The 20095-nt window shown below is 35.5% G+C and carries 15 protein-coding genes, 1 pseudogene and 1 riboswitch; of the genes and pseudogenes, 10 read left to right on the top strand and 6 right to left on the bottom strand.

Translation table 11 applies throughout. The annotated features are described in order from the left end of the window. Nucleotides 1–1141: 1141 nt before the first annotated feature. Entirely contained in the window at nt 1142–5320 is a 4179-nt protein-coding gene (locus FNW52_RS07490) for an MBG domain-containing protein (RefSeq protein WP_143376838.1), read from the bottom strand. A gap of 338 nt (nt 5321–5658) precedes the next feature. On the opposite strand from FNW52_RS07490, the gene FNW52_RS07485 reads away from it, so the two are divergent. Then, the gene (locus tag FNW52_RS07485) at nt 5659–6309 is read left to right on the top strand and encodes a pseudouridine synthase (RefSeq protein WP_143376984.1); all 651 of its coding nucleotides are present in this window, start codon (nt 5659–5661) and stop codon (nt 6307–6309) included. A gap of 6 nt (nt 6310–6315) precedes the next feature. Next, entirely contained in the window at nt 6316–6774 is a 459-nt protein-coding gene (locus tag FNW52_RS07480; RefSeq protein ID WP_143376837.1) for a tRNA (cytidine(34)-2'-O)-methyltransferase, read from the top strand. Here the strand turns inward: FNW52_RS07480 and FNW52_RS07475 are convergent. Beyond that, nucleotides 6755–7252 (bottom strand): hypothetical protein, encoded by a 498-nt coding sequence (locus FNW52_RS07475; RefSeq protein ID WP_143376836.1) that lies wholly within the window; start codon nt 7250–7252, stop codon nt 6755–6757. The genes FNW52_RS07480 and FNW52_RS07475 overlap by 20 nt on opposite strands. 140 nt (nt 7253–7392) lie before the next feature. On the opposite strand from FNW52_RS07475, the pseudogene FNW52_RS21095 reads away from it, so the two are divergent. Both FNW52_RS21095 and FNW52_RS07465 read left to right on the top strand, forming a co-directional pair. Further along, a pseudogene (locus FNW52_RS21095) lies at nt 7393–7611 on the top strand (tRNA (uridine(34)/cytosine(34)/5-carboxymethylaminomethyluridine(34)-2'-O)-methyltransferase TrmL); the annotation flags it as partial. Nucleotides 7612–7715: 104 nt separating this feature from the next. After that, a complete protein-coding gene (locus FNW52_RS07465) occupies nt 7716–9323 on the top strand; it encodes a class I SAM-dependent methyltransferase (RefSeq protein ID WP_143376835.1) in 1608 nt (535 codons plus the stop codon). A gap of 115 nt (nt 9324–9438) precedes the next feature. Here FNW52_RS07465 and FNW52_RS07460 read toward each other — a convergent pair whose 3' ends face one another. The 4 genes from FNW52_RS07460 to FNW52_RS07445 all read right to left on the bottom strand — a co-directional run bounded on the left by FNW52_RS07460 (nt 9439) and on the right by FNW52_RS07445 (nt 13250). Further along, the gene (locus tag FNW52_RS07460) at nt 9439–10215 is read right to left on the bottom strand and encodes an ABC transporter ATP-binding protein (protein ID WP_143376834.1); all 777 of its coding nucleotides are present in this window, start codon (nt 10213–10215) and stop codon (nt 9439–9441) included. Between the two features lie 60 nt (nt 10216–10275). Next, nucleotides 10276–10620, bottom strand: a complete 345-nt coding sequence (locus tag FNW52_RS07455) for a 5-carboxymethyl-2-hydroxymuconate Delta-isomerase (protein ID WP_143376833.1) — start codon at nt 10618–10620, stop codon at nt 10276–10278. 397 nt (nt 10621–11017) lie between these two features. After that, nucleotides 11018–12046: an iron ABC transporter permease gene (locus FNW52_RS07450; RefSeq protein WP_143376832.1), complete on the bottom strand. Its 1029-nt coding sequence runs from the start codon at nt 12044–12046 to the stop codon at nt 11018–11020. A gap of 61 nt (nt 12047–12107) precedes the next feature. Beyond that, nucleotides 12108–13250 (bottom strand): ABC transporter substrate-binding protein, encoded by a 1143-nt coding sequence (locus FNW52_RS07445; RefSeq protein WP_143376831.1) that lies wholly within the window; start codon nt 13248–13250, stop codon nt 12108–12110. Nucleotides 13251–13346: 96 nt separating this feature from the next. Here FNW52_RS07445 and FNW52_RS07440 point away from each other — a divergent pair, with 96 nt between their 5' ends. The 6 genes from FNW52_RS07440 (at nt 13347) to FNW52_RS07410 (ending at nt 19909) form a co-directional block, all read left to right on the top strand. After that, complete coding sequence (locus tag FNW52_RS07440) at nt 13347–13709, top strand: DUF5522 domain-containing protein (protein WP_143376830.1); 363 nt, start codon at nt 13347–13349, stop codon at nt 13707–13709. A 36-nt stretch (nt 13710–13745) separates the two neighbouring features. Beyond that, nucleotides 13746–14252: a bifunctional adenosylcobinamide kinase/adenosylcobinamide-phosphate guanylyltransferase gene (cobU, locus tag FNW52_RS07435; protein WP_143376829.1), complete on the top strand. Its 507-nt coding sequence runs from the start codon at nt 13746–13748 to the stop codon at nt 14250–14252. Nucleotides 14253–14259: 7 nt separating this feature from the next. After that, complete coding sequence (gene cobT, locus FNW52_RS07430; RefSeq protein ID WP_143376828.1) at nt 14260–15942, top strand: nicotinate-nucleotide--dimethylbenzimidazole phosphoribosyltransferase; 1683 nt, start codon at nt 14260–14262, stop codon at nt 15940–15942. A gap of 197 nt (nt 15943–16139) precedes the next feature. Further along, nucleotides 16140–16937 carry an adenosylcobinamide-GDP ribazoletransferase gene (locus FNW52_RS07420; RefSeq protein ID WP_143376827.1) on the top strand — a complete coding sequence of 266 codons (798 nt, stop codon included), beginning with the start codon at nt 16140–16142 and terminating at the stop codon, nt 16935–16937. Next, on the top strand, nt 16922–17461 hold the full coding sequence (gene cobC / locus FNW52_RS07415; protein WP_143376826.1) for an alpha-ribazole phosphatase: 540 nt from the start codon (nt 16922–16924) through the stop codon (nt 17459–17461). The genes FNW52_RS07420 and cobC overlap by 16 nt, the downstream gene beginning before the upstream one ends. A gap of 101 nt (nt 17462–17562) precedes the next feature. After that, nucleotides 17563–17904: riboswitch (cobalamin riboswitch) on the top strand. Between the two features lie 79 nt (nt 17905–17983). After that, a complete protein-coding gene (locus FNW52_RS07410; protein ID WP_185965935.1) occupies nt 17984–19909 on the top strand; it encodes a TonB-dependent siderophore receptor in 1926 nt (641 codons plus the stop codon). Nucleotides 19910–20095: the final 186 nt, after the last annotated feature.

Here is a 20095-nt window from a genome sequence, read left to right as displayed (position 1 = left end):
AGGTCAGCAATTCAAATGCGAACAATAAAGTAGTTGTGAGTGATGAAAAGAATAGTATTTCAATGTCAAATGCCAATAAAGCCGTTGCTGTAAATATAAGTTCAAAATCGCTTCAAGTTAGTAATTCAAATACCAACAGTAAATCAGTTGTGGGTAGCGAAAAGAATACCATTTCGGGATTGAATACCAATAAAGGAGTCGCAACAAATACAAGTTCAAAAGATTCTCTAGACAAAATAAAAATGGAGGTTGCTCAATTAGAGAATGCTTTGGTACAATTAGATAAAGATAAAACGACTAAGAAAAAAGATTCTAAAAGTATTGATAAATGGTCGCTTCAAGTTTTTGCTGGGGTTATGAGTTCCCAAAATTATAATAACGAAAAAGCATTAGGAAACACTGTAGCATCCAAACAATCTAGCGGTTATGGTGTGAAGACCAATTATAAACTGAACAAAAAATGGGGAGTAAGTTCGGGCTTCAAAATTAATGAGCTTGGACAAAAAATAGCTGGGGTATCTTATTACGAACAACAAAGCTATTCAGGAACTGTATCGGGTTCATTACCGATTGCAAGCGATAGTGAATCCCTCAGTTCATCAAAAAATAGTTATAATATAGTTCTTATCTCGAACAATGAAAACTATATGTTTGCATCAAATTCTGATGCTGATAATGGTTTTGAAAAAGGAAATGTAACTCAAAATTTAAAGTATTTCGAAATGCCTTTGGAGGTTTCATACTCACTGTTGAATAAAAAGAAAACCAACATTAGTATGAATACGGGAGGTTTTGTAGGGATGTTGATTTCAAATAATCTTTTATTGGACGGAAATTCGATAGGAGAAAATAAAAATGTAAACCAATACGTTTATGGAACTTTATTGAGCAGTACTTTGCAATATGAATTCTATAAAAAGACCAAATTTTTTATAGAACCTGGAATGAATTATTACATCAATCCATTAGAAAATCAAACGTTCAATCAGTTTCAATGGATGTTTAATGTTGGTTTGAATCTTTCTTTCTAACTTTTAGAGATAAATACTAAGATATTATTCGATTTTTAAAACTTTAATCATAAAAAAAAATGCTAGATACTCCTGAGAGAATCTAGCATTTTGCATTTAAAAGAGGTAATTTATTGTATGATTATTTTGTCTCTGAACACCACTTTATTATCAATACTTAATGTATAAAAATAAAAGCCAGACTGTAAATGACCCACTGGTATTTTGGCATTGTTTCCGTCAGAAGCTCCTTTGATTTCAATAGGAGAACCAATTAATCGACCATTTAGGTCAAAAAGTTTCAATAAAATGTTCGTTTCATTGTTTGATTGAACAGCTATAGTAACAACATCATTGGCTGGATTTGGATACGCTCTAGCAGATAATTTTTTGGATAAATCAAAATCTATAGTCGATAAACTAGAACTGATATTTGCCGTAAATGAAGTGCTTACCGTTCCGCCTAAACCATCATTGGCTGTAATAGTTATTGTTGTTGTACCCACTTTTTTAGATAAAATAGTAAGGGTTGATCCAGAAATGGTAACTTCTGCAATTGTAGCATCAGCTACTTCTACCGAATAAGTCAATACATCAAGATCAGCATCTGAAAATACATCTAGGAGATTGATTTTTATTTGATTAGGAGTCGTTGCCGATTGTGTTGTAACTTCTTTTTTAACTATTGGAAAATTATTCAATTTTTCTACACTCATTTTACCATTAACATAGCCAAAGGTGTAATTTTTGGCAACAGCATTAGAAACGGTTATAACATATTCACCTGTAACAGAGTTTATGTCAGCGTCAGTGCTTACTGTAGGCAATGTGGTTAATGATTGAACAGAATCTTCATAAACAAATCCAATATATGAAGCTGTTAATACGGGATTTGGATCTTTGTATTTTTTTGTTTTATTATCAGCTTTAATAGTCAGTTCAGCTTTATTTATGCTAATCGACTGCATGGCATCTTGTGCTGCCAAATAAAAGTCATTTCCAGATTGGGAAGCAGTTATTGTAGCGGTTCCTACCCCAGTGATTTTTATTTTACTATCTACTATTTTAACTATATTTTCGTCTGAACTAGTATAGGTAACAGCTAGATTTGAGGTTGAATTTGAAGTTAAATTAAATGGAACATTACCATAAGTTTTAGGCGCTATAGGATTAAACGTAATAGTTTGTTCCATTTTCTTTAATTCAAAACGAGCAATAACCGGACCGTGATCCGAAGTGGTATTCACATAATTTGAGATATCAGTTCGAGGATCGTAAACGGCAATAGAATTGGTTACATATTCATCCGTTAGTTCATTTGAAGTAATAATATGATCTAGAAAACCTCCTGAACTCAAGAAACTATAAGAACCCGCTTTGCTAATATCTAATGTTAATGCATTGTAACGAGCCGTATCTTCGACTAATTTTTGGTACGAAGACGGATTTCCAGCAATAACAGATGCTTTTACGTCGTCATTATAATCCCCCAAAATTATAAAATCGGCATTTGGATAATGAACATCTAAACTGTCTTTTAGAAATTCAGCATCGTATTTTCGCATGTTGTATTTAGAGATGTCAGTTCCGCTATTGGCACGGGCATGAATGTCGATGATTTTAATATCTTTTTTAACCCCGGCAATATTGGTTTCTATATCAACCATATAAGGCAAACGACCGGATGCGAAAAAACTACTGTTATTACCACCTGGATAATTGTTCAAAGTAGTCTTTCCGGCGCGAATATTATCGTATAACTCACTAAACATCACTCTGGTTTTTTTGACTTTGGTAGTTTGAGTATTATAAAGTACCACTAGTTTTTGTGGAGGGAAATTAGGGTCAGCTGCGTTAAAAGAATACGACCAAACTGGCGAAATGCTTTTGTCAAAAGTCTTACCATTGATATTTAATTTTTGGATTAAGAGATCTAGAGAAGGCTCATCTGATACTTCTTGCACAACATAAACATCTGCATTTAATTTATTCATTACTTTGGCTACATTGTCAATTTGTAAAGCATCGTCTGTTGGACCAAATTCAACATTACTCGCGTTTTTAACATCACTACCAAAAAACTCCAAATTGTAACTTACAATGTCAAAGGTTTCTGTTTTTGGCCAAGAAGAACCTACCAAAGAACCTGTTTGTTGGTTTAGTCCTGTTGCAGTTACAGTCAAAGAACCTGATATACTTAAGGCTTTTGTCGTAGGAGCGAATCGTGTATATATTGTTTTACCAATTAATGCATCAGCTTCAGAAATTGTTACATTAGTTTGAAACGAAAGATTGTCTGTTGATAATTGATAATCTGTTGGGGCTGCTACTGTAATAGCTCCATAACCTCCTGCTTTTAAAGCAAAATTTTGACTGGATGAGGTTGAATTTGTGGCAACTTCCCCAAAATTTAGATTTGGATTTGCCGTAAGAAAAGTAGTTGTGTTGCCAATTGCTACATCATCAACTGTCCACTCAGCTACATTGTCAGCTGTATTGGTGCTGGTCTCATAAACCCAAGCCAAATAAGTATGGTTCGTTTTATAAGCTGTTAGATTGATGTTGTTTGTTTGTTTGAAAACGCCAGTAGTAGTAGGGAAATCGCCTTCGAGTGCTGTCCAAGTAGCCGTTTCGGGGCTACTTACACCATCATAATCTACAGAAACCATTAATTTTAAAGCGGAACCTGCAAAAAATTTACGGGAGTAAAACGATAATATAGGGAAAGCATTAAAAGAATCTAATCGTAATTTAGGCGATATTAACCAATCGTTACTAGGGCCAACTTCGGTATATCCATTTATTTGAATGGCTGCTGGCGAGCTATTAAAACGACTGCTGGTACTGGCCCATTTTATTTTATTTCCCGCAACACTATAAGCCGTCCAGCCACTATTTGATAGCACATTTGCATCATTAAAATTTTGAAGATATGGATTGATTCCAATACCTGACAAAGCAACTATTTTATCCGTAGCTCCAGAAGATTGATGGGTTATTTGGCCTGAAAAATTGCCAGTATTATTTGGTGTGAAACGCACATAAACCGTTGGCGTTTTATTGGCATCAAAATCGGTTTTGTCAAATGTTAAGGAAGTTTGAAAATTGGCATTTACTTCTTTAGAAATAGAAAAATTTCCCGTTGCAGTAAGAGTCACAGCACCACTTAAGTTATCAGCTTGTACTTTATAACTTAACGTATTGGAGTCGAAGTTTTGCTCTGAGAATCCTAAATCAAGCGTGCTAATTGTTGTTGTAATTGCAGGAACTAGAACATTGGCAGTCGTAATATTAAGTTGATTGCTATCTGCTTGAGTATTACCAGCATTATCCTCGGCTATTGAGAAAATGGTATAACTGGTATTCAAAGTCAGCCCCCTAATGGTATTTACAGCCCCCAAAAAGGGATCAGGAGAATCAACTATACCCGCTTGAAATGCAGGATCTCCTAAAGCGTCAAGTCCAGATTTTACTTGACTATTATTTGGTTTGGCACTTCCAGCGGGCAATAGCACATAATAGGTTTTGCCAATTTCGTTTAATTGAGTCGAAAAATCAAAACCATCAGACAAAACGTTGTCTGTTTTTGGGAAACCAGCTGTATTTATAGGTGCAGTAACATCGTTTTGAATCGAAATCGCATCAATGGCAAAAGACGGTCGGGCACCTGTTCCTGAAACTTGCTTAGAAATCCATCTGATTTGAACCACACTTTGATTGTCGCACTCAGCCGGTAAAGCCACTTTCGTGGTTTGCGGATTTACTGGGGTTGTAATTGCCGTAGTTTGTTTTGTAGTATTGCTCAAATAAGCTGTTGATGCAAGGGTTGTAAAAGCAGCGGTAGTACCCACTCTATATTGCAGCGCCATTTCGGATATGCGGGTATTGGCTGAACCATCATACATATTTCGGATGACCATAGCGTCATATTGTACAGTGATGCCTCTTTGTCCAGTGGTTGCAAAAGCAAATCCTAGAGTTAGGTCTAATGAACCTGTATTCTGAAAACCAATTTTCCCATTGTAATTATGGATGTTACCACTAGTTGTAGCTGCAGTACCATTGGCGGTTAATGGTTTGTCTCCAACAGGAGTAGCACCAGTGTTGTAAGTGCTACCTGGAATTACACTTGCTGTCCATCCTTGAAACCCTGCTGGATAGGAAGTACTAGTTGCTAGAAGTGCATCAAAGTTTTGAGTATAGGGTAAATTTTGCGGTGTTGGCTGTGTTTGTGCCAAAAGGGAAAAAGAATAGCAAAAGAACAGAGTTAAAAAAGCCATTAAATGACGTGCTGGGTAAACGTTTTTCATTTGTTTAAAAATTGAGTTTTTAGAAATCAAATCTACAGGCTTTCAAATTAAGTAAATATTATGAAATCGAAAAGTTATTGCTTTGTTTTATGAAATGAGAATGACCGAAAATTAGTCGCAATTGAAAAGCATCGAATACCAAAACATAATAGTAACCGATGAGATAAACACCAATGATGATATGTAACACGAGCGATAGCGAACAGCTGAAGCAATTACATATAACCTATAAAAAACAATAAACATCAACATACGAATTATTTGACTTCAAGTCACAATGTTTTTTTAATACTACAAAAACAAATCTATCTTTGTCCTCACAAAATAAAGCCAGAATAATGCCCCACCACCACCACTTCATCCTTCATAAACCTTACGGTTATTTAAGTCAATTTATTTACGAATTAAAACGAAAGAAAAAACTCTTGGGAGAATTACATGATTTCCCTGTTGGAACGATGGCGATTGGCAGACTTGATGAAGACTCTGAAGGCTTACTGTTATTGACGACGGATGGGAAAATGAGTGAAATCATTCGGAGCAAAAAAGTCGATAAAGAATACTATGTGCAAGTCGATGGTGTAATCACGCCAGAAGCCATAGAACAATTGAAAAATGGTGTTGAGATTGGTTTTAATGGTACAAAATACATCACCAAACCCTGCGAAGCTTTTATCGTAAACGAGATTCCTAATTTTGGAGCAAGAGGAAAAAAGATTCGGGACGAACGTCATGGTCCTACCTCTTGGGCTTCTATTACGGTCAATGAAGGTAAGTTTCGACAAGTACGCAAAATGACGGCTGCTGTTGGTTTTCCCACCCTGAGATTGGTAAGAGTCCGAATAGGAAACGTATATTTGAAGGATTTACAAGCTGGAGAAGTAAAAGAAGTTGAGAACTTCAATATCAATGGCAATGACAGTATCAATGTTAAAAATCAAACAATCGATGCCCATCTGCAATCAAAAATCGTTAATCAAAAATCTTAAATCATAATGCTAAATATTGTTCTCGTAGAACCCGAAATACCTAATAATACCGGAAATATTGGCCGTTTGTGTGTAGGTACCCAAAGCCGTTTACACTTAATTCATCCGTTTGGTTTTGTTATAAATGATAAAAATCTAAAGCGTTCTGGACTGGACTATTGGGTACATCTTGATGTTACCGAATATCAAAATGTAGCCGAATGGATGGCTCAAATTCCGGATCATTCCAGAGTTTTCCTGATGAGTTCCCATGCCGAAAAGTCCTATTTGGAGAATGAATTTCAAGACGGGGATTGGTTGGTTTTTGGTAAAGAAAGTAAGGGTTTGAGCAATGAAGTTCTAGCATTGTTCGGAAATCACCTCACTATTCCTATGTCTCCATTAATTAGGAGTTTTAATATTGCCAATTCGGTTGCTTTTGTTATTGGAGAGGCGAAAAGACAGATTATAGGGCTAGGAAATTAATATAAGATTTTATAATTTTATTTGCGGTGATTTCCAGTGAAGGTTTTGCATCTTTGAAATCTTCTTTCAGTTTTCCTTCGCGAGTAAAAAAATCGGTTACTGTAGTCTTCAGCGGAACCCCATCGATAGAGATTTCTTCTACAATAAATGTAAGGGTATATTTTTGATTTTCTCCAAACACAATTTTAAGACTGTACTTGATGTCAAAATTATATTTTACGGCTAAATTCCAGTAATAATAAGCAGTTTCATAACGAGCTTCGATTGTTAAGGAATTTTTAGTAACAGCAAAGACATCAGAGCCTTTTTCATTGTAATAAGATGCCCATTCTTTTGATTGCTCTATTAATTTATTAATGGGTTGATTGGGCATTTCCATTTCCAGAGGAATAAAGCCCTTAGGAGTCAGCTCCAACTTTGTCTGCGCTGTGCTTACGACAATCCAAAAAAACAGGGTTATTTTAAGAAAGTGTTTCATCTCTAGGCTTTTACAACTCTTACAAAGATAAACAACTTATGAAATATTTTTGAAAGTAAATTTTCTTTTTCCTTATTGAAAAAAAAATCATCTTTCAATATGCTGTTAAAAATTCCAGATAAATGACTAGTTTTCCTGATGCCTCCTACGCCGAAAAGTCTTATTTGAAAAAACATTTCCAAGAAGGAGATTGGTTGGTTTTTGGGAAGGAAAGTGTGAGTTTTAGCACTCAAAGTTTGGCATAATTCGAGAAGCACCTGATCATTACGATGTCACCATTAATCAGAAGTTTTAATATTGCCAATTTGGTTGTTTTTGTTGTTGGTGAGGCGAAGAGACAGATTGGGTTAAGTGTTTAATACGAAACGTTTGAACGCTATTTGCTATAAAAACAATCATTTTTTTTAAAGGAAATTTCATATATTTGAGATAGATATTATATTCCTGTCTTAAATTTCTTTTTATGATAGATAACGTTTCCTTACGAAGTACCATTTTTAAACATTTGGATGGTTTAGTAACCGCGCCAGTAGCCTATTTACTTTATAAAAAAGGAATAATGGCTTGCATTTTGGACAAAAAGAAAATAACTCTTTCTGAACTTTCGTCCCAGTTCAAAGCCAATGAAGGCTATCTCAATGTGGGTTTGCGAGTATTGGCTTCTCAAGGTTTTCTCGATTATCAGATTAATGCAAGTACTGACGAAATTGCCATTAGCGTAAATGAGAAAAGTGAAATAGCTTTTTCCTTGTTTCCATTATACAAAGATGTGGTGGAGTTATTGCAATTTTCTATGGATTTTCATCCCCGATTATTTGAGGAAGCTCCTTTTGAACGTTTAAAATCTATTTTCGAAAAATACAAAGACAATTATGGAATCTCGTTCTCTACCGATTCATTGACCAATACCCTACAACATCAAATTTTAAAGCATATTGAAGGTTTTTTGGTTGGTCCAACACTGGTGCGCCTTGGGATGAGTGGCATGTTTCATAAATATTTCATGGAAATTTCTTTCCGCCCGGAAGAGTTTCATAAGTCACCCGAACATTTCAAAATCATACTCGATTTCTTGGCTTATTTAGGGTGGTTTACCCAAAAAAACGGCAATTATCAGTTTACCGAAGCAGGTTTGTTTTTTGCCAAAAGAGCTTCTGCTTATGGTGTAACGGTTTCGTATTTGCCCACCTTTAGTAAAATGGATGAATTAATTTTTGGTAACCCTTCTGTTTTAAGAATTGTAGGGGACGGAGAAGATGAAATTCACGTTGACAGAGAAATGAATGTTTGGGGAAGTGGAGGCGCACACGATACTTATTTTAAAGTAATTGACGAAATAATCATCAAATTATTTAATTTACCCATAGAAGAACAACCCAAAGGAATACTGGATATGGGCTGTGGAAACGGTGCTTTCCTAGAGCATATTTTTAATGTGATTGATCGTCAAACTTTGAGAGGAACAATGCTAAACACCCATCCTTTGTTTCTGGTGGGAGCCGATTATAATGAAGCGGCTCTTAAAGTAACCAGAGCCAATTTGATCAAAGCCGATATTTGGGCCAAAGTGATTTGGGGAGATATAGGCAGACCCGATTTGCTAGCCGAAGATTTACGGGAGAATTATAATATCGATTTGAAAGATTTGTTGAATGTGAGAACTTTTCTGGATCACAACCGAATTTGGGAAATGCCAAAACAAATTACCAAGGGTAGAATAAGTAATTCCACAGGGGCGTTTGCGCATAGAGGAATGCGAATTAGCAATAATCTAGTCGAGGATAATTTATTGGAACACTTCAATAAATGGTCGCCTTACGTACGGAAATTCGGATTGCTGATCATTGAGTTGCATACCGTAGTTCCTTATTTGACAGCCAGTAACTTAGGAAAAACTGCTGCTACTGCCTATGATGCTTCACATGGTTTTTCGGATCAATTTATAGTTGAGATTGACGTATTACATAAAATAGCTGCCGAAGCGGGATTGCATCCAGACCCTAACTATTTTAAAAAATTCCCAGATTCAGAAATTGCGACGGTTAGTATTAATTTGTTGAAAGGAGATTGAAAGGAGTATTCAGTTCCCGATAATTATCGGGACAGTTTTTAGTGTTCAGTACCTAGTTTTAACTCCCTCTCCTTTGGATAGTTCCGATAGCTATCGGAAGGGGTGAGGTTTTTTCTTAAGTGATAACAAACTTCCCTTTTTCGCTGTCAAAAACAATATGTTCGTCTTTGAATAAAGTATTAAAACTTCCTTTGGCGATCAAATGGCAAGGCTCGTCTTGCACGACAGTTTCTGGAGTCATGATAATCATTTCGTCACTCAATTGTATGGCCATATCAATGTCATGAGTCGAAAATAAAATGCATTTCCCTGTTTCGTGTGTCAATTTTTTTAAGAGTTTGAGCAACGAAACTTTGTGTAATAAATCCAAATGGGTAGTAGGTTCGTCCAGAATGATCAAGGGAGTATCTTGCGCTAATGCCCTTGCAATCAAAACCTTTTGTAACTGTCCATCGCTTATTTCGTAATGTTTTTTTTGGGACAAATGACCAATTTGTGTCAGCTCTATCGCTTCTTGAACGATTTGAATATCGGCATCCGATAAAGTACCAATCCAATTGGTGTACGGTTGCCGACCCAGCGCCACCAATTCAAAAACGGTTAAATTACTGGGAGGCAATTTTTCGGTCAAAACCATACTTAAATTTTGGGCCAGTGCCAAAGGTTCGTAGCTGGTTATTTTTTTATCGTTCAGCAAAACAGTTCCCTGCAAAGGTTTTTGAATTCCGGTAATGGTGCGTAATAAAGTAGATTTTCCAATACCATTTGCCCCAATCAAAGCAATCAGTTTCCCTGTCTTCAAGGTCAAGTTGAGGTTTTCGGCAATGGTCTCAGTTCCTTTTTTGGAAGTGTAACCAATACTTAAATTAGAAGTGGTAAGGATAGTATTCATTTTGATGGATTCTAAAATTCTTATTTAAAGACTGTAAGGTTGAAATATAATTTTGAAAACTTACACCATAGATTTATTGCAATAGGTTGCTTTTTCAAAATCCCTAATATTGATGGATAAAATCGGAACCTCAGGGAACATTACTTTCAATTGACCAATTATTTTGTGGGAGAGATTGCTTTTTTGATCCGTTGTTCGACCTTCCATTATATTAGCAAAAATATGAATAAAATCATCCTTGGTATTCCCAATGTTGTAGTATTGAAAAGGATTGATGCGAACTTTGATGTCGCCAACATCAAAAAGAGCTGTAGCTTCTGCGGTATCATAAACAGCTTGCATAATTTCTTCAGGAGATTTTAAATTCAGTATGTTTTCGGAACAATCAATTACAAAATGTGGCATAATATGTTTTTTATTTAAAATAATCTATGTTTTATGAATAGTTATAGAGACTATGGAATTTAGTTTTGTATTTTTTTTGATTTTGATATTCTTAGCAGTATGTTCCATTTTGGAACATACTGCCATTTTATTTTTAGTCTAAAATAGTGCTTTTTTTGAAATAATTATATAGTGCTTATTGTTCGAGTATTAGACAAAACATACTTGTTTTCAAAAAAAAACTCTAATCCATCTCTATATAAATTGTTGTGTGTTGAATTAATTAATTTTAATCTGCGTAAATCTGCGAAATCTGCGTGCAATTTTTTATGTAGATTTTTTGAATCCTTCTTTAAAAGTGCAGTTTGTTCTGCGCCCTTATCCTTCTCAGAAAAGAGAATAGTTCAGAAACTACTTATCACTTAAAACTTCTCTTTCGAACCAACAACCAAATAACCACTGGTGCACCCAATATCGAAGTAATGGCATTAATTGGCAAGGTAATTTCCATACCAGGCATTTGAGAAACCACATCACATATCAACATAATTGCGGCTCCAAAAAGTAAAGTGCTCCAGAACAAAACAGTATGATTACTTGTTTGAAACACTAATTTGGCGATATGTGGAACAGCCAATCCAATAAAGGCGATAGGTCCCGCATAAGCCGTTATGCTCCCAGCTAAAATACTCGTTGCCAATATGATAATAAGTCGGGCTTTATTGAAATTCAATCCCATGCTTTTAGCGTAATTTTCGCCCAAGAGTAATGCGTTCAACGGTTTGATGCTAAGTAAACTGAGGAATAAGCCCAGTAACACACAAATTGATAAAATAACAATCGATGACCAGGACAAATTACCAAGATTTCCCATAGACCAGAAAGTGAATTTCTGCAATTGTTCAGCCGAACTAAAATAGGTAAGAACCCCCACAACGGCACTGGTAAAACTACCAAACATCAGTCCAACTATCAAAATTGCCATAGTGTCTCGCAAGCGTTGTGAAACCAATAATACCAATAATAAAACGGTGGTACTGCCTAAAGTTGACGCCAAAACGATTCCGTAGGGCGACAATAATATGCCACTCAAAAAGGAAGGCAAAATACTAGCGCCCAATATCACGAAAGCCACACCCAAACTTGCACCTGAGCTGAGTCCTAAAACATAAGGGCCAGCGAGCGGATTTCGAAATAAAGTTTGCATTAACAATCCGCTTATGGACAACCCCATTCCAACTAAAACCGCCGTAATTGCTTTGGGTAAACGGTAATTGATGATGATGTATTCCCAAGTAGATTTACTGGATTGACCTCCACTCAAACTGGTGTAGACTTCCTTGAATGGTATAGTAATCGACCCCAAACTGATGTTGACAAAAAACAGGACAATGAGCCCTATAAAAAGTAATGAGAATAAGATCGTATTTCGTTTTTGATTGTTCAATGAGCTTTTTTTGCAGAGACCTAACAGGTTTTTAAAACCTGTTAGGTCTGTTGAGTTGTATTTAATTCAGTTTCTGAGCAAAGGTAAATGTATAATTGGGAAGCAATTCAGGATGAAAAATTTTGATGTAATCTTTCAATACCAAATCAGGTCGGGCAGGGGATAATTCATAAAAAACAGTTCCTCCAGTAGCCCCCATTTTTCCTTCAAAAGTATAAATAGTTTTATTGGTAAAAGCATCAAACTGACTGTAATGTGGGTTGGCTTTTTCCAGTTCGGATAATGATTTAAACGAACCAGTTGCAATCCAAAAATTAGCTGTTTTTGCTTTGTCTAATATGTTTTCAAAAGACAATCCAAGACTTCCAGTTCCTTCCAAAGCTGCCCAAAGATAATTGGCTTTGGCATCTTTCATAAATTGTGCAACCCAACTGCTGCCCTTCGCTACAAACCATTGATCTTGATACATAGAACCGTACAATACCGTTGAAGTTGGTTTTTTGGTGGCAACCAATGCTAAAGCATTGTTGTATTCTTTTACAATAGTTGAGAACAAAATATCTGCTTCTTTTTCTTTGCCAAATAAAGCGCCATAGAGTTTTAACCACTCCGCTTTTCCAAGGGGAGATTGCTCCATCCAATCGGCTTGGATGAGGACTTTTAAACCACTTTTTTGTAAATTTTCTATAGAAGGATTGTTGTTGTCAATACCAAAAGTCACGATAAGTTCTGGAGCCAATTCAATAAGCTGTTCGATGTTGAGTTTTTCATTCTGTCCAACATTTTTAACTAAACCAGCATCAATTAAAGCTCTCGTTTTTTCGGATGAAACATAATCCGTATGAGGGAATCCAACAAGTGATTTTTCTGCACCCAGCATTTCCAGAAAAGGAATATTAGTGGTAGAAGTCACTACAATGGATTGTAAAGGGACCGAAATTTGATTGTATTTTTTTAAGCTGTCGGGTACAATTCCATCTTTTTCTTTTAGAATATAAGTGAAATTTTTAACTGCATCTGGCCAAGGGTTTGATACGGTTACGACTGTATAACCTTCATGTTTATAAATGGCTAGACTTTTGGCATATTGAATGCTATTTGAAGTGTTGGCATCAGTTATAGTGTCTTTTTTTTCATTTTTTTGGCATCCAATAAAAGAAAAGAGAATGGTAACTAAAAGAATTTTGTAGAATGAAAATCGCATATTATATTTTTTTCAATGACAACAAAGGTATATTAATTTATAAATTTCTTGTTTAATTTTTGCAGTAAAAAATGGTACAAACGTTATCTTTACCAAATGAATACTATAAAAGTGAAGCATTGTTCTACTTGTAAAATGCCTTTTAATTGTGGAGATACACTAGAAGGAGAGAAATGTTGGTGCAATGATTTTCCTCCTATTTTTAATCCTTTGGATATAACAGATTGTCTTTGTCCCAGTTGTTTTGCAACGGCTTGTTCTGATACAATAGACGAATTTGTGGCAACCATAACTCCCGAAACCGCAATAGGGAACAAAGCTTCGTTATTGCCAGAAACCACAAACATAATAGAAGGAATTGATTATTATTTTGAAGATGGGAACTATGTTTTTAAAGCCTGGTTTCATCTCAAACGAGGATATTGTTGCAAAAGCGATTGCACACATTGTCCTTATTAAAAAAATAGACTTTGCAAAATACGTTATAAAACAAAAATGATATATCTAATAACAGGCGGAGAGCGCTCCGGAAAGAGCAGTTATGCCGAAAATTTGGCGAAAGAGTTATCCGAAAAACCAATGTATGTGGCAACAGCCAGAAAGTGGGATGAAGATTTCCAGAAACGCATTGACCGCCATCAAAAAGACCGTGATGAACGCTGGGTTAACATAGAAAAGGAAAAGTATTTGAGTGAAATAGATTTTTCAGGAAAAGTGGCTATTGTGGATTGTGTTACCCTTTGGTTGACCAATTTTTTTGTGGATACGAAGAACGATGTAGCTTTAAGTTTGGAACAAGCCAAAGCCGAATTGGATGCGATTGCACAACAAGAAAATGCAACGATTATTATTGTAACCAATGAAATAGGAATGGGAGTTCATGCAGATACTCATATTGGCAGAAAATTCACAGAACTACAGGGTTGGATGAATCAATACATTGCCCAAAAAGCGGAAACCGTTGTGCTAATGGTTTCTGGGATTCCTGTGAAAATCAAATAATTTAAAGATGTCCAATTTAGATGAAATTATAAAATCCCGTCGGGATACTCGTCATTTTACAAGTGATGCAATACCAGAAGAAGTGATTCAAAAAGCGTTACAGGCGGGACATTATGCGCCATCTGTTGGTTTGACGGATGCTACCAAATATTATCTGATCAAGTCGGTTGCAATCAAAAAAGCGATAAAAGAGTTGTTTTTAGATTATGATCAAAAGGCTGCAAATCTAACCGACGATGAACAGCAAAAAACTCAATATAAATCTTTAAAACTGGAAGCGATTGAGGAAGCGCCACTCGGATTGGTGATTTGTTACGACCGTTCGGTTTTGAATAATTTTACTATTGGAACGGTGGGGAGTAATGAAGCGATAAAATTCAGTGCGGTATGTGCTGCGCAAAACATTTGGCTATCATTAACAGAACAAGGGTATTCTATGGGCTGGGTTTCGATTCTAAATTATTACCAGTTCAAACAACTTTTGGGATTGCCTGAAAACATAGAACCTTTGGGGTATTTTTGCGTAGGTAAACCTGCTTCCAATTATGGCAACCAACCCATGTTACAACAACTGAATTGGAAGCAAAAAGCAGAAAGACCTTTTGTTGAAGAGATTTTGGTCTCAGTCTCAGTCCCAGTCTCAGTCCCAGTCTCAGTCCCAAAATTCGATAAAGTTGATAAAACTCTGATTGATAGTTTACAACAAAAAATAGATAATAAAACCAAACCAACAGGTTCTCTTGGCGTTTTAGAAAGCCTTGCGAAACAAATAGGAACCGTTTTTCAAACTTCAGAACCCAAAATAACAAACCCCAATATAGTCGTTTTTGCTGCCGACCACGGAATTGCCAATCATGGGGTGAGTGCCTACCCACAAGATGTTACCCGACAAATGGTCACCAATTTTCTGGAAGGCGGAGCGGCCATTAATGTGTTTTGTAAACAAAATAATATCGCGTTAACCATTGTAGATGCTGGAGTAAATTATGATTTTCCTCCAAATGCTAATTTGGTTTCGGCCAAAATAGGGAAGGGAACACAGTCTTTTTTACATGGTCCCGCAATGAGTCAAACCGAATTGGATCTGTGTTTTGCTAAAGGGGCAGCAATAGTGAATTCCATTTTTGAAACAGGTTGTAATTGCATCGGTTTTGGCGAAATGGGAATTGGAAATACTTCTACCGCTTCGGTTTTGATGAGTGTTCTGTTAGAATTACCCATCGAAGATTGTGTTGGAAACGGAACGGGGGTTGTTGACGAAAAGTTAATTCAGAAACAAAATATTCTCAAAAAAGCACTTGAAAATTATAATGGCCCAAATGATTTACAAAGCAAGTTGGCTTATTTTGGTGGATTTGAGATTATGCAAATGGCAGGCGGAATGCTACAGGCGAAACAAAACAATATGCTTATTTTGGTTGATGGTTTTATTTGCACGGTTGCTTTTTTAGTAGCGTATAAAATGAACCCATCGATAAAAGATAATGCGATATTCTGTCATTCATCAGCAGAGCAAGGACATCAAAAAATATTGGAGTATTTAAATGTTCGACCGTTGTTGCAACTCGATTTGCGACTGGGCGAAGGGACTGGTTGTGCGGTTGCATTTCCAATTATTCAATCGGCTGTGGCATTTTTGAATGAAATGGCCAGTTTTGAATCTGCCGGGGTGAATAGCCGACAGCTTTAGCTGTTGGAAAGCAGAAAGCAGAAAGCAGAAAGCAGAAAGCAGAAAGCAGAAAGCAGAAAGCAGAAAGCAGAAAGCAGAAAGCAGAAAGCAGAAAGCAGAAAGCAGAAAGCAGAAAGCAGAAAGCAGAAAGCAGAAAGCAGAAAGCAGAAAGCAGAAAGCAGAAAGCAGAAAACAGAAAACAGAAAACAGATTTCAATATGAAAAAACAATTACATATATTTTTTACGGCCTTAATGTTTTATACCCGAATTCCGTGTCCCAAAAACATCGACCACAATCCAGATTATTTGAACAAAGCATCTCGCTATTTTCCTTTAATTGGTTGGATAGTTGGCGGAATTTGTTTTTTTGTCTATTATCTATCTTCTATTTTCTTTACTCCTGAGATTGCTTTGATACTGTCGATGATTGCTGGAATTCTAACCACAGGAGCTTTTCACGAAGATGGCTTTGCCGATGTTTGTGACGGCTTTGGAGGAGGCTGGACGAAAGATAAAATTCTTCTGATAATGAAAGACAGCGCGATTGGAGCTTATGGAGCCATTGGTTTGGTTTTGTTATTTTTATTAAAATTCCAAGCTCTTTATAGTCTGATCCACACATCTGAAATCGTTAATCAACAATCAACAATCTGCAATCTTTTGTTTTTTGTTTCAGCCCATTCAGTTAGTCGCCTTGCTGCCATTTCAATTGTTTTTACACATCAATATTCAAGAGAAGACGCATCGAGTAAGAGCAAACCTATTGCCCAAAATTTCACTTGGAAAGAAGTTGTAGGTGCTTTGTTTTTTGGACTACTGCCTCTTGTGATTTTGTCTTTTTTTCAATGGCAACTCTTATTGGCGTTAGTACCGGTTTTTATCGCTCGTTTTTTCCTTGCCCGTTTTTTTCAGAAGTGGATTGACGGTTATACGGGAGATTGTTTAGGAGCAACGCAGCAAGTATGTGAAGTCATTTTTTATCTGTCAATTATTGGGATATGGAAGTTTATTTAGTGCGTCATACCGAAACGGTTTGCGAAAAAGGAATCTGCTACGGGCAGAGTGACGTTGGAATTCTAGAACCTTACGATGCTATTTTTAAATCCATTCTAAACCAATTGCCACAAGACGCTGTTTTGTATTCTAGTCCATTGCAACGCTGTGTTATTTTGGCAAATCATATTTTAGAAAACACCAAAATCGATTCCATTATTGAAGATTCAAGACTAATGGAAATGAATTTTGGTGATTGGGAATTAAAAAGTTGGGATGCCATTCCTCAAGAAGTTTTAGATCCTTGGATGGAAGACTTTGTCAATGTACGTGTTCCTAATGGAGAATCATTCGTTGATTTGAATGACCGAATTTTAGATTTTTTGGAAAACAAACTAACAAAAGGGATTGAAAAACCAGTGATTATCGTAGCGCATGCTGGAGTTATTCGTAGTTTTTTATGTAAAATAAATGATTTACCACTAAAAGATGCTTTTCAGAATAAAGTAAATTACGGAGATGTAATCAAAATTGAAATAGCATAGGTTTTTATTTAAAAATTACTTTAAGTAGTTAAATACTGTTTATTATTCATTTTTTTTTCTAAAAGCAGCGCAAATTTGATTTTTCAATATTTTTAACTTTATATTTGCACCCGAATTAAGGTTGTGTTTTACTTTTTACGAAAACACATTAAAAGGGAAGCAAGTGATTGAGGATTGTAGATTGCAGATTAACGATTTTTGATTTAAATCAGAAATCGTTAATCCTAAATCATAACTCAAAAATCTTGCGCTGTTCCCGCAACTGTAAGCTATTAAGCTTGTTGTTATCTACAAAACCACTGTTTTAAATTGTAGATTTTAGTCCCGATAATTATCGGAACAGATTTTAGATCTAAACTCTAAAATTTTAAATCTAAAATTGTAATGGGAAGGTGAACAACAAGACGCAAGCCAGGAGACCTGCCTTTTTTTGTATTAGTATCAAACTTTCGGGAAAAAAGGTTTGGGTGTGGGTAATTTCATGCTTTTCTCCCATTTTTATCATTAAAAATATTTTATTAAATGAACAACAAAATCGTTCGTATTAGTGCGTTATTCGTATTAATAACTAACTGCATTTTTGCGCAGCAAAAAGACAGTAATGTGTCCAAAATTGAATTGGATGAGGTTGTAATTTCTGACTCTAAATTTGCTTTATCCAAAGAAAAATCAGGTAAAGTAATCACAAAAATCACTTCAGAAGATTTAAAGAAGAAAGTAGGGCAATCTGTAGCGGCTATTTTGAGTACGGTTGCAGGAGTAGAAATTAACGGAAATCAAAGTCGCAACGGTAAGGATTTAGGACTTTACATTCGCGGAGGAAGAAACCACCAAGTTTTAATCTTGATTGATGGTGTTCCAGTAACGGATGCTTCGGGGATTACCCAATCTTATGATTTGCGTTTGCTTCCTGTTGAGCAAATTGAAAGTATCGAAATTATGAAAGGAGCTTCGAGTACCTTGTATGGCTCGGGTGCAGGAACAGGAGTAATCAATATTACTCTTAAAAAGTCTGCCAAAAAAGCAATTGCAGGTAGCGCCTATATGCATGTTGGTACGCAATCAGTGGCCAAACAATCGAGTACTGACGCTTCTGATTTTAATCAAGGTTTTGCGGTAAATGGGACTACCGAAAAAGTGAATTATTTTGCTTCTTTGAACAGCACGGAAACTACGGGTATATCCGAATCAAAATCGGATAGTAAGGCTATTGATTTTGAAAAAGATGCATTCTCTAGAGTGAATTCGTTGATGAAAATTGGATTTACCCCAAATAAAAAATTAAAATTAGATTTCTTCGCGAACTACGACCGAATGAGAAACGATTTTGATGCTGGGCCTTTTGTAGATGATCTTAAAAATTATAGCTTGTCTGAGCAATACAGAGTTGGTTTTTCTCCAAAATACAAATACAATAAAGGAGAGTTTGTTCTTAATTCTGGAGCAAATTTAATGAACAGAACAATGTTTAACTTCAACACATTATATTTTTATAAATCCAGAAGTATCTCTGCTGATGCGTTTAATAAATACGAATTTGGCAAACAGTTTTTTATTGTTACAGGAGCACAATTTCAGTTTCACGAAATGTCAAACGAAAGTCCTTATGATGTTATAACAAAGGAGGTTGCCCAATTTAATATGATTGATCCGTATGTAACTGCCGTTTATAATTCAGATTTTGGATTGAATATTAATACAGGTGCTCGATTCAATATTCATAGTAAATATGGTAATAATTTGGTTTACAATTTTAATCCTTCTTTTGCTTTTCAAGATTTACCATTAAAAGTTTTAGCTTCTTATAGTACTGCTTTTGTTGCACCAAGCTTGTATCAACTTTATTCGCCTTATGGAGATTTGAATTTATCTTCGGAAAAAGATGGTACTGCTGAAGCTGGTTTTGAAGTAAGTTTGATAAATAAAAAACTAAATTTGAATGTAGTTGCTTTTTGGAGAGAAGAGCAAGATGCCATAGGTTTTGATTTAATATCGTCTAAATACTACAATTTAATTGGTAAAAATAAAGCCCGAGGAATCGAAACTATGCTTGCTTACGCATTAAATGATAAGGTTAAGTTTAATGCTAATTATACTTTTACAGAATTAGAAAGACAATCTAGCATCTTGAATCCTAAGCATAAAGTAAATGCAGCTGTTGATGTTCAAGCCACGGCTCGTTTAGCATTTAATGCTTCTTATCAATTTGTTTCAGATCGCTATTTTGAATATACAATCTATCCAGCTCCAACGTATAGCCCTGTGTTGCAATCAGAAATTTTGAAAGATTACCAATTGGTAAATGCAAATGTTCGTTATGAGTTAATTAAAAACACACTCAACATATTTGCGTCAGCAGATAATATTTTGGATAAAGATTTTGTTGAATCTAGAGGATATAGCACCAGAGGAAGAAACTTTAAATTTGGTTTTAATGTTAATTTCTAAAAGTGCATTCAACTACTATTTATTCACGGTTCTGATTTTAAAAAGAGTATCGGTTTTAAACTGATTCGTTTTTTATAAATTGCCGATTTAAAAAGTTTACCATGTAAGAAATATAAGGAAATATAAGTTGTTGTTTACATCCTAACTTAAACTTAAATGAACTTATATTTCTTACATGGATATGAT

The organism is Flavobacterium sp. ZT3R18, from assembly GCF_007097385.1.
Classification (GTDB): domain Bacteria; phylum Bacteroidota; class Bacteroidia; order Flavobacteriales; family Flavobacteriaceae; genus Flavobacterium.
This window is presented reverse-complemented; position numbering and strand designations above follow the sequence as displayed.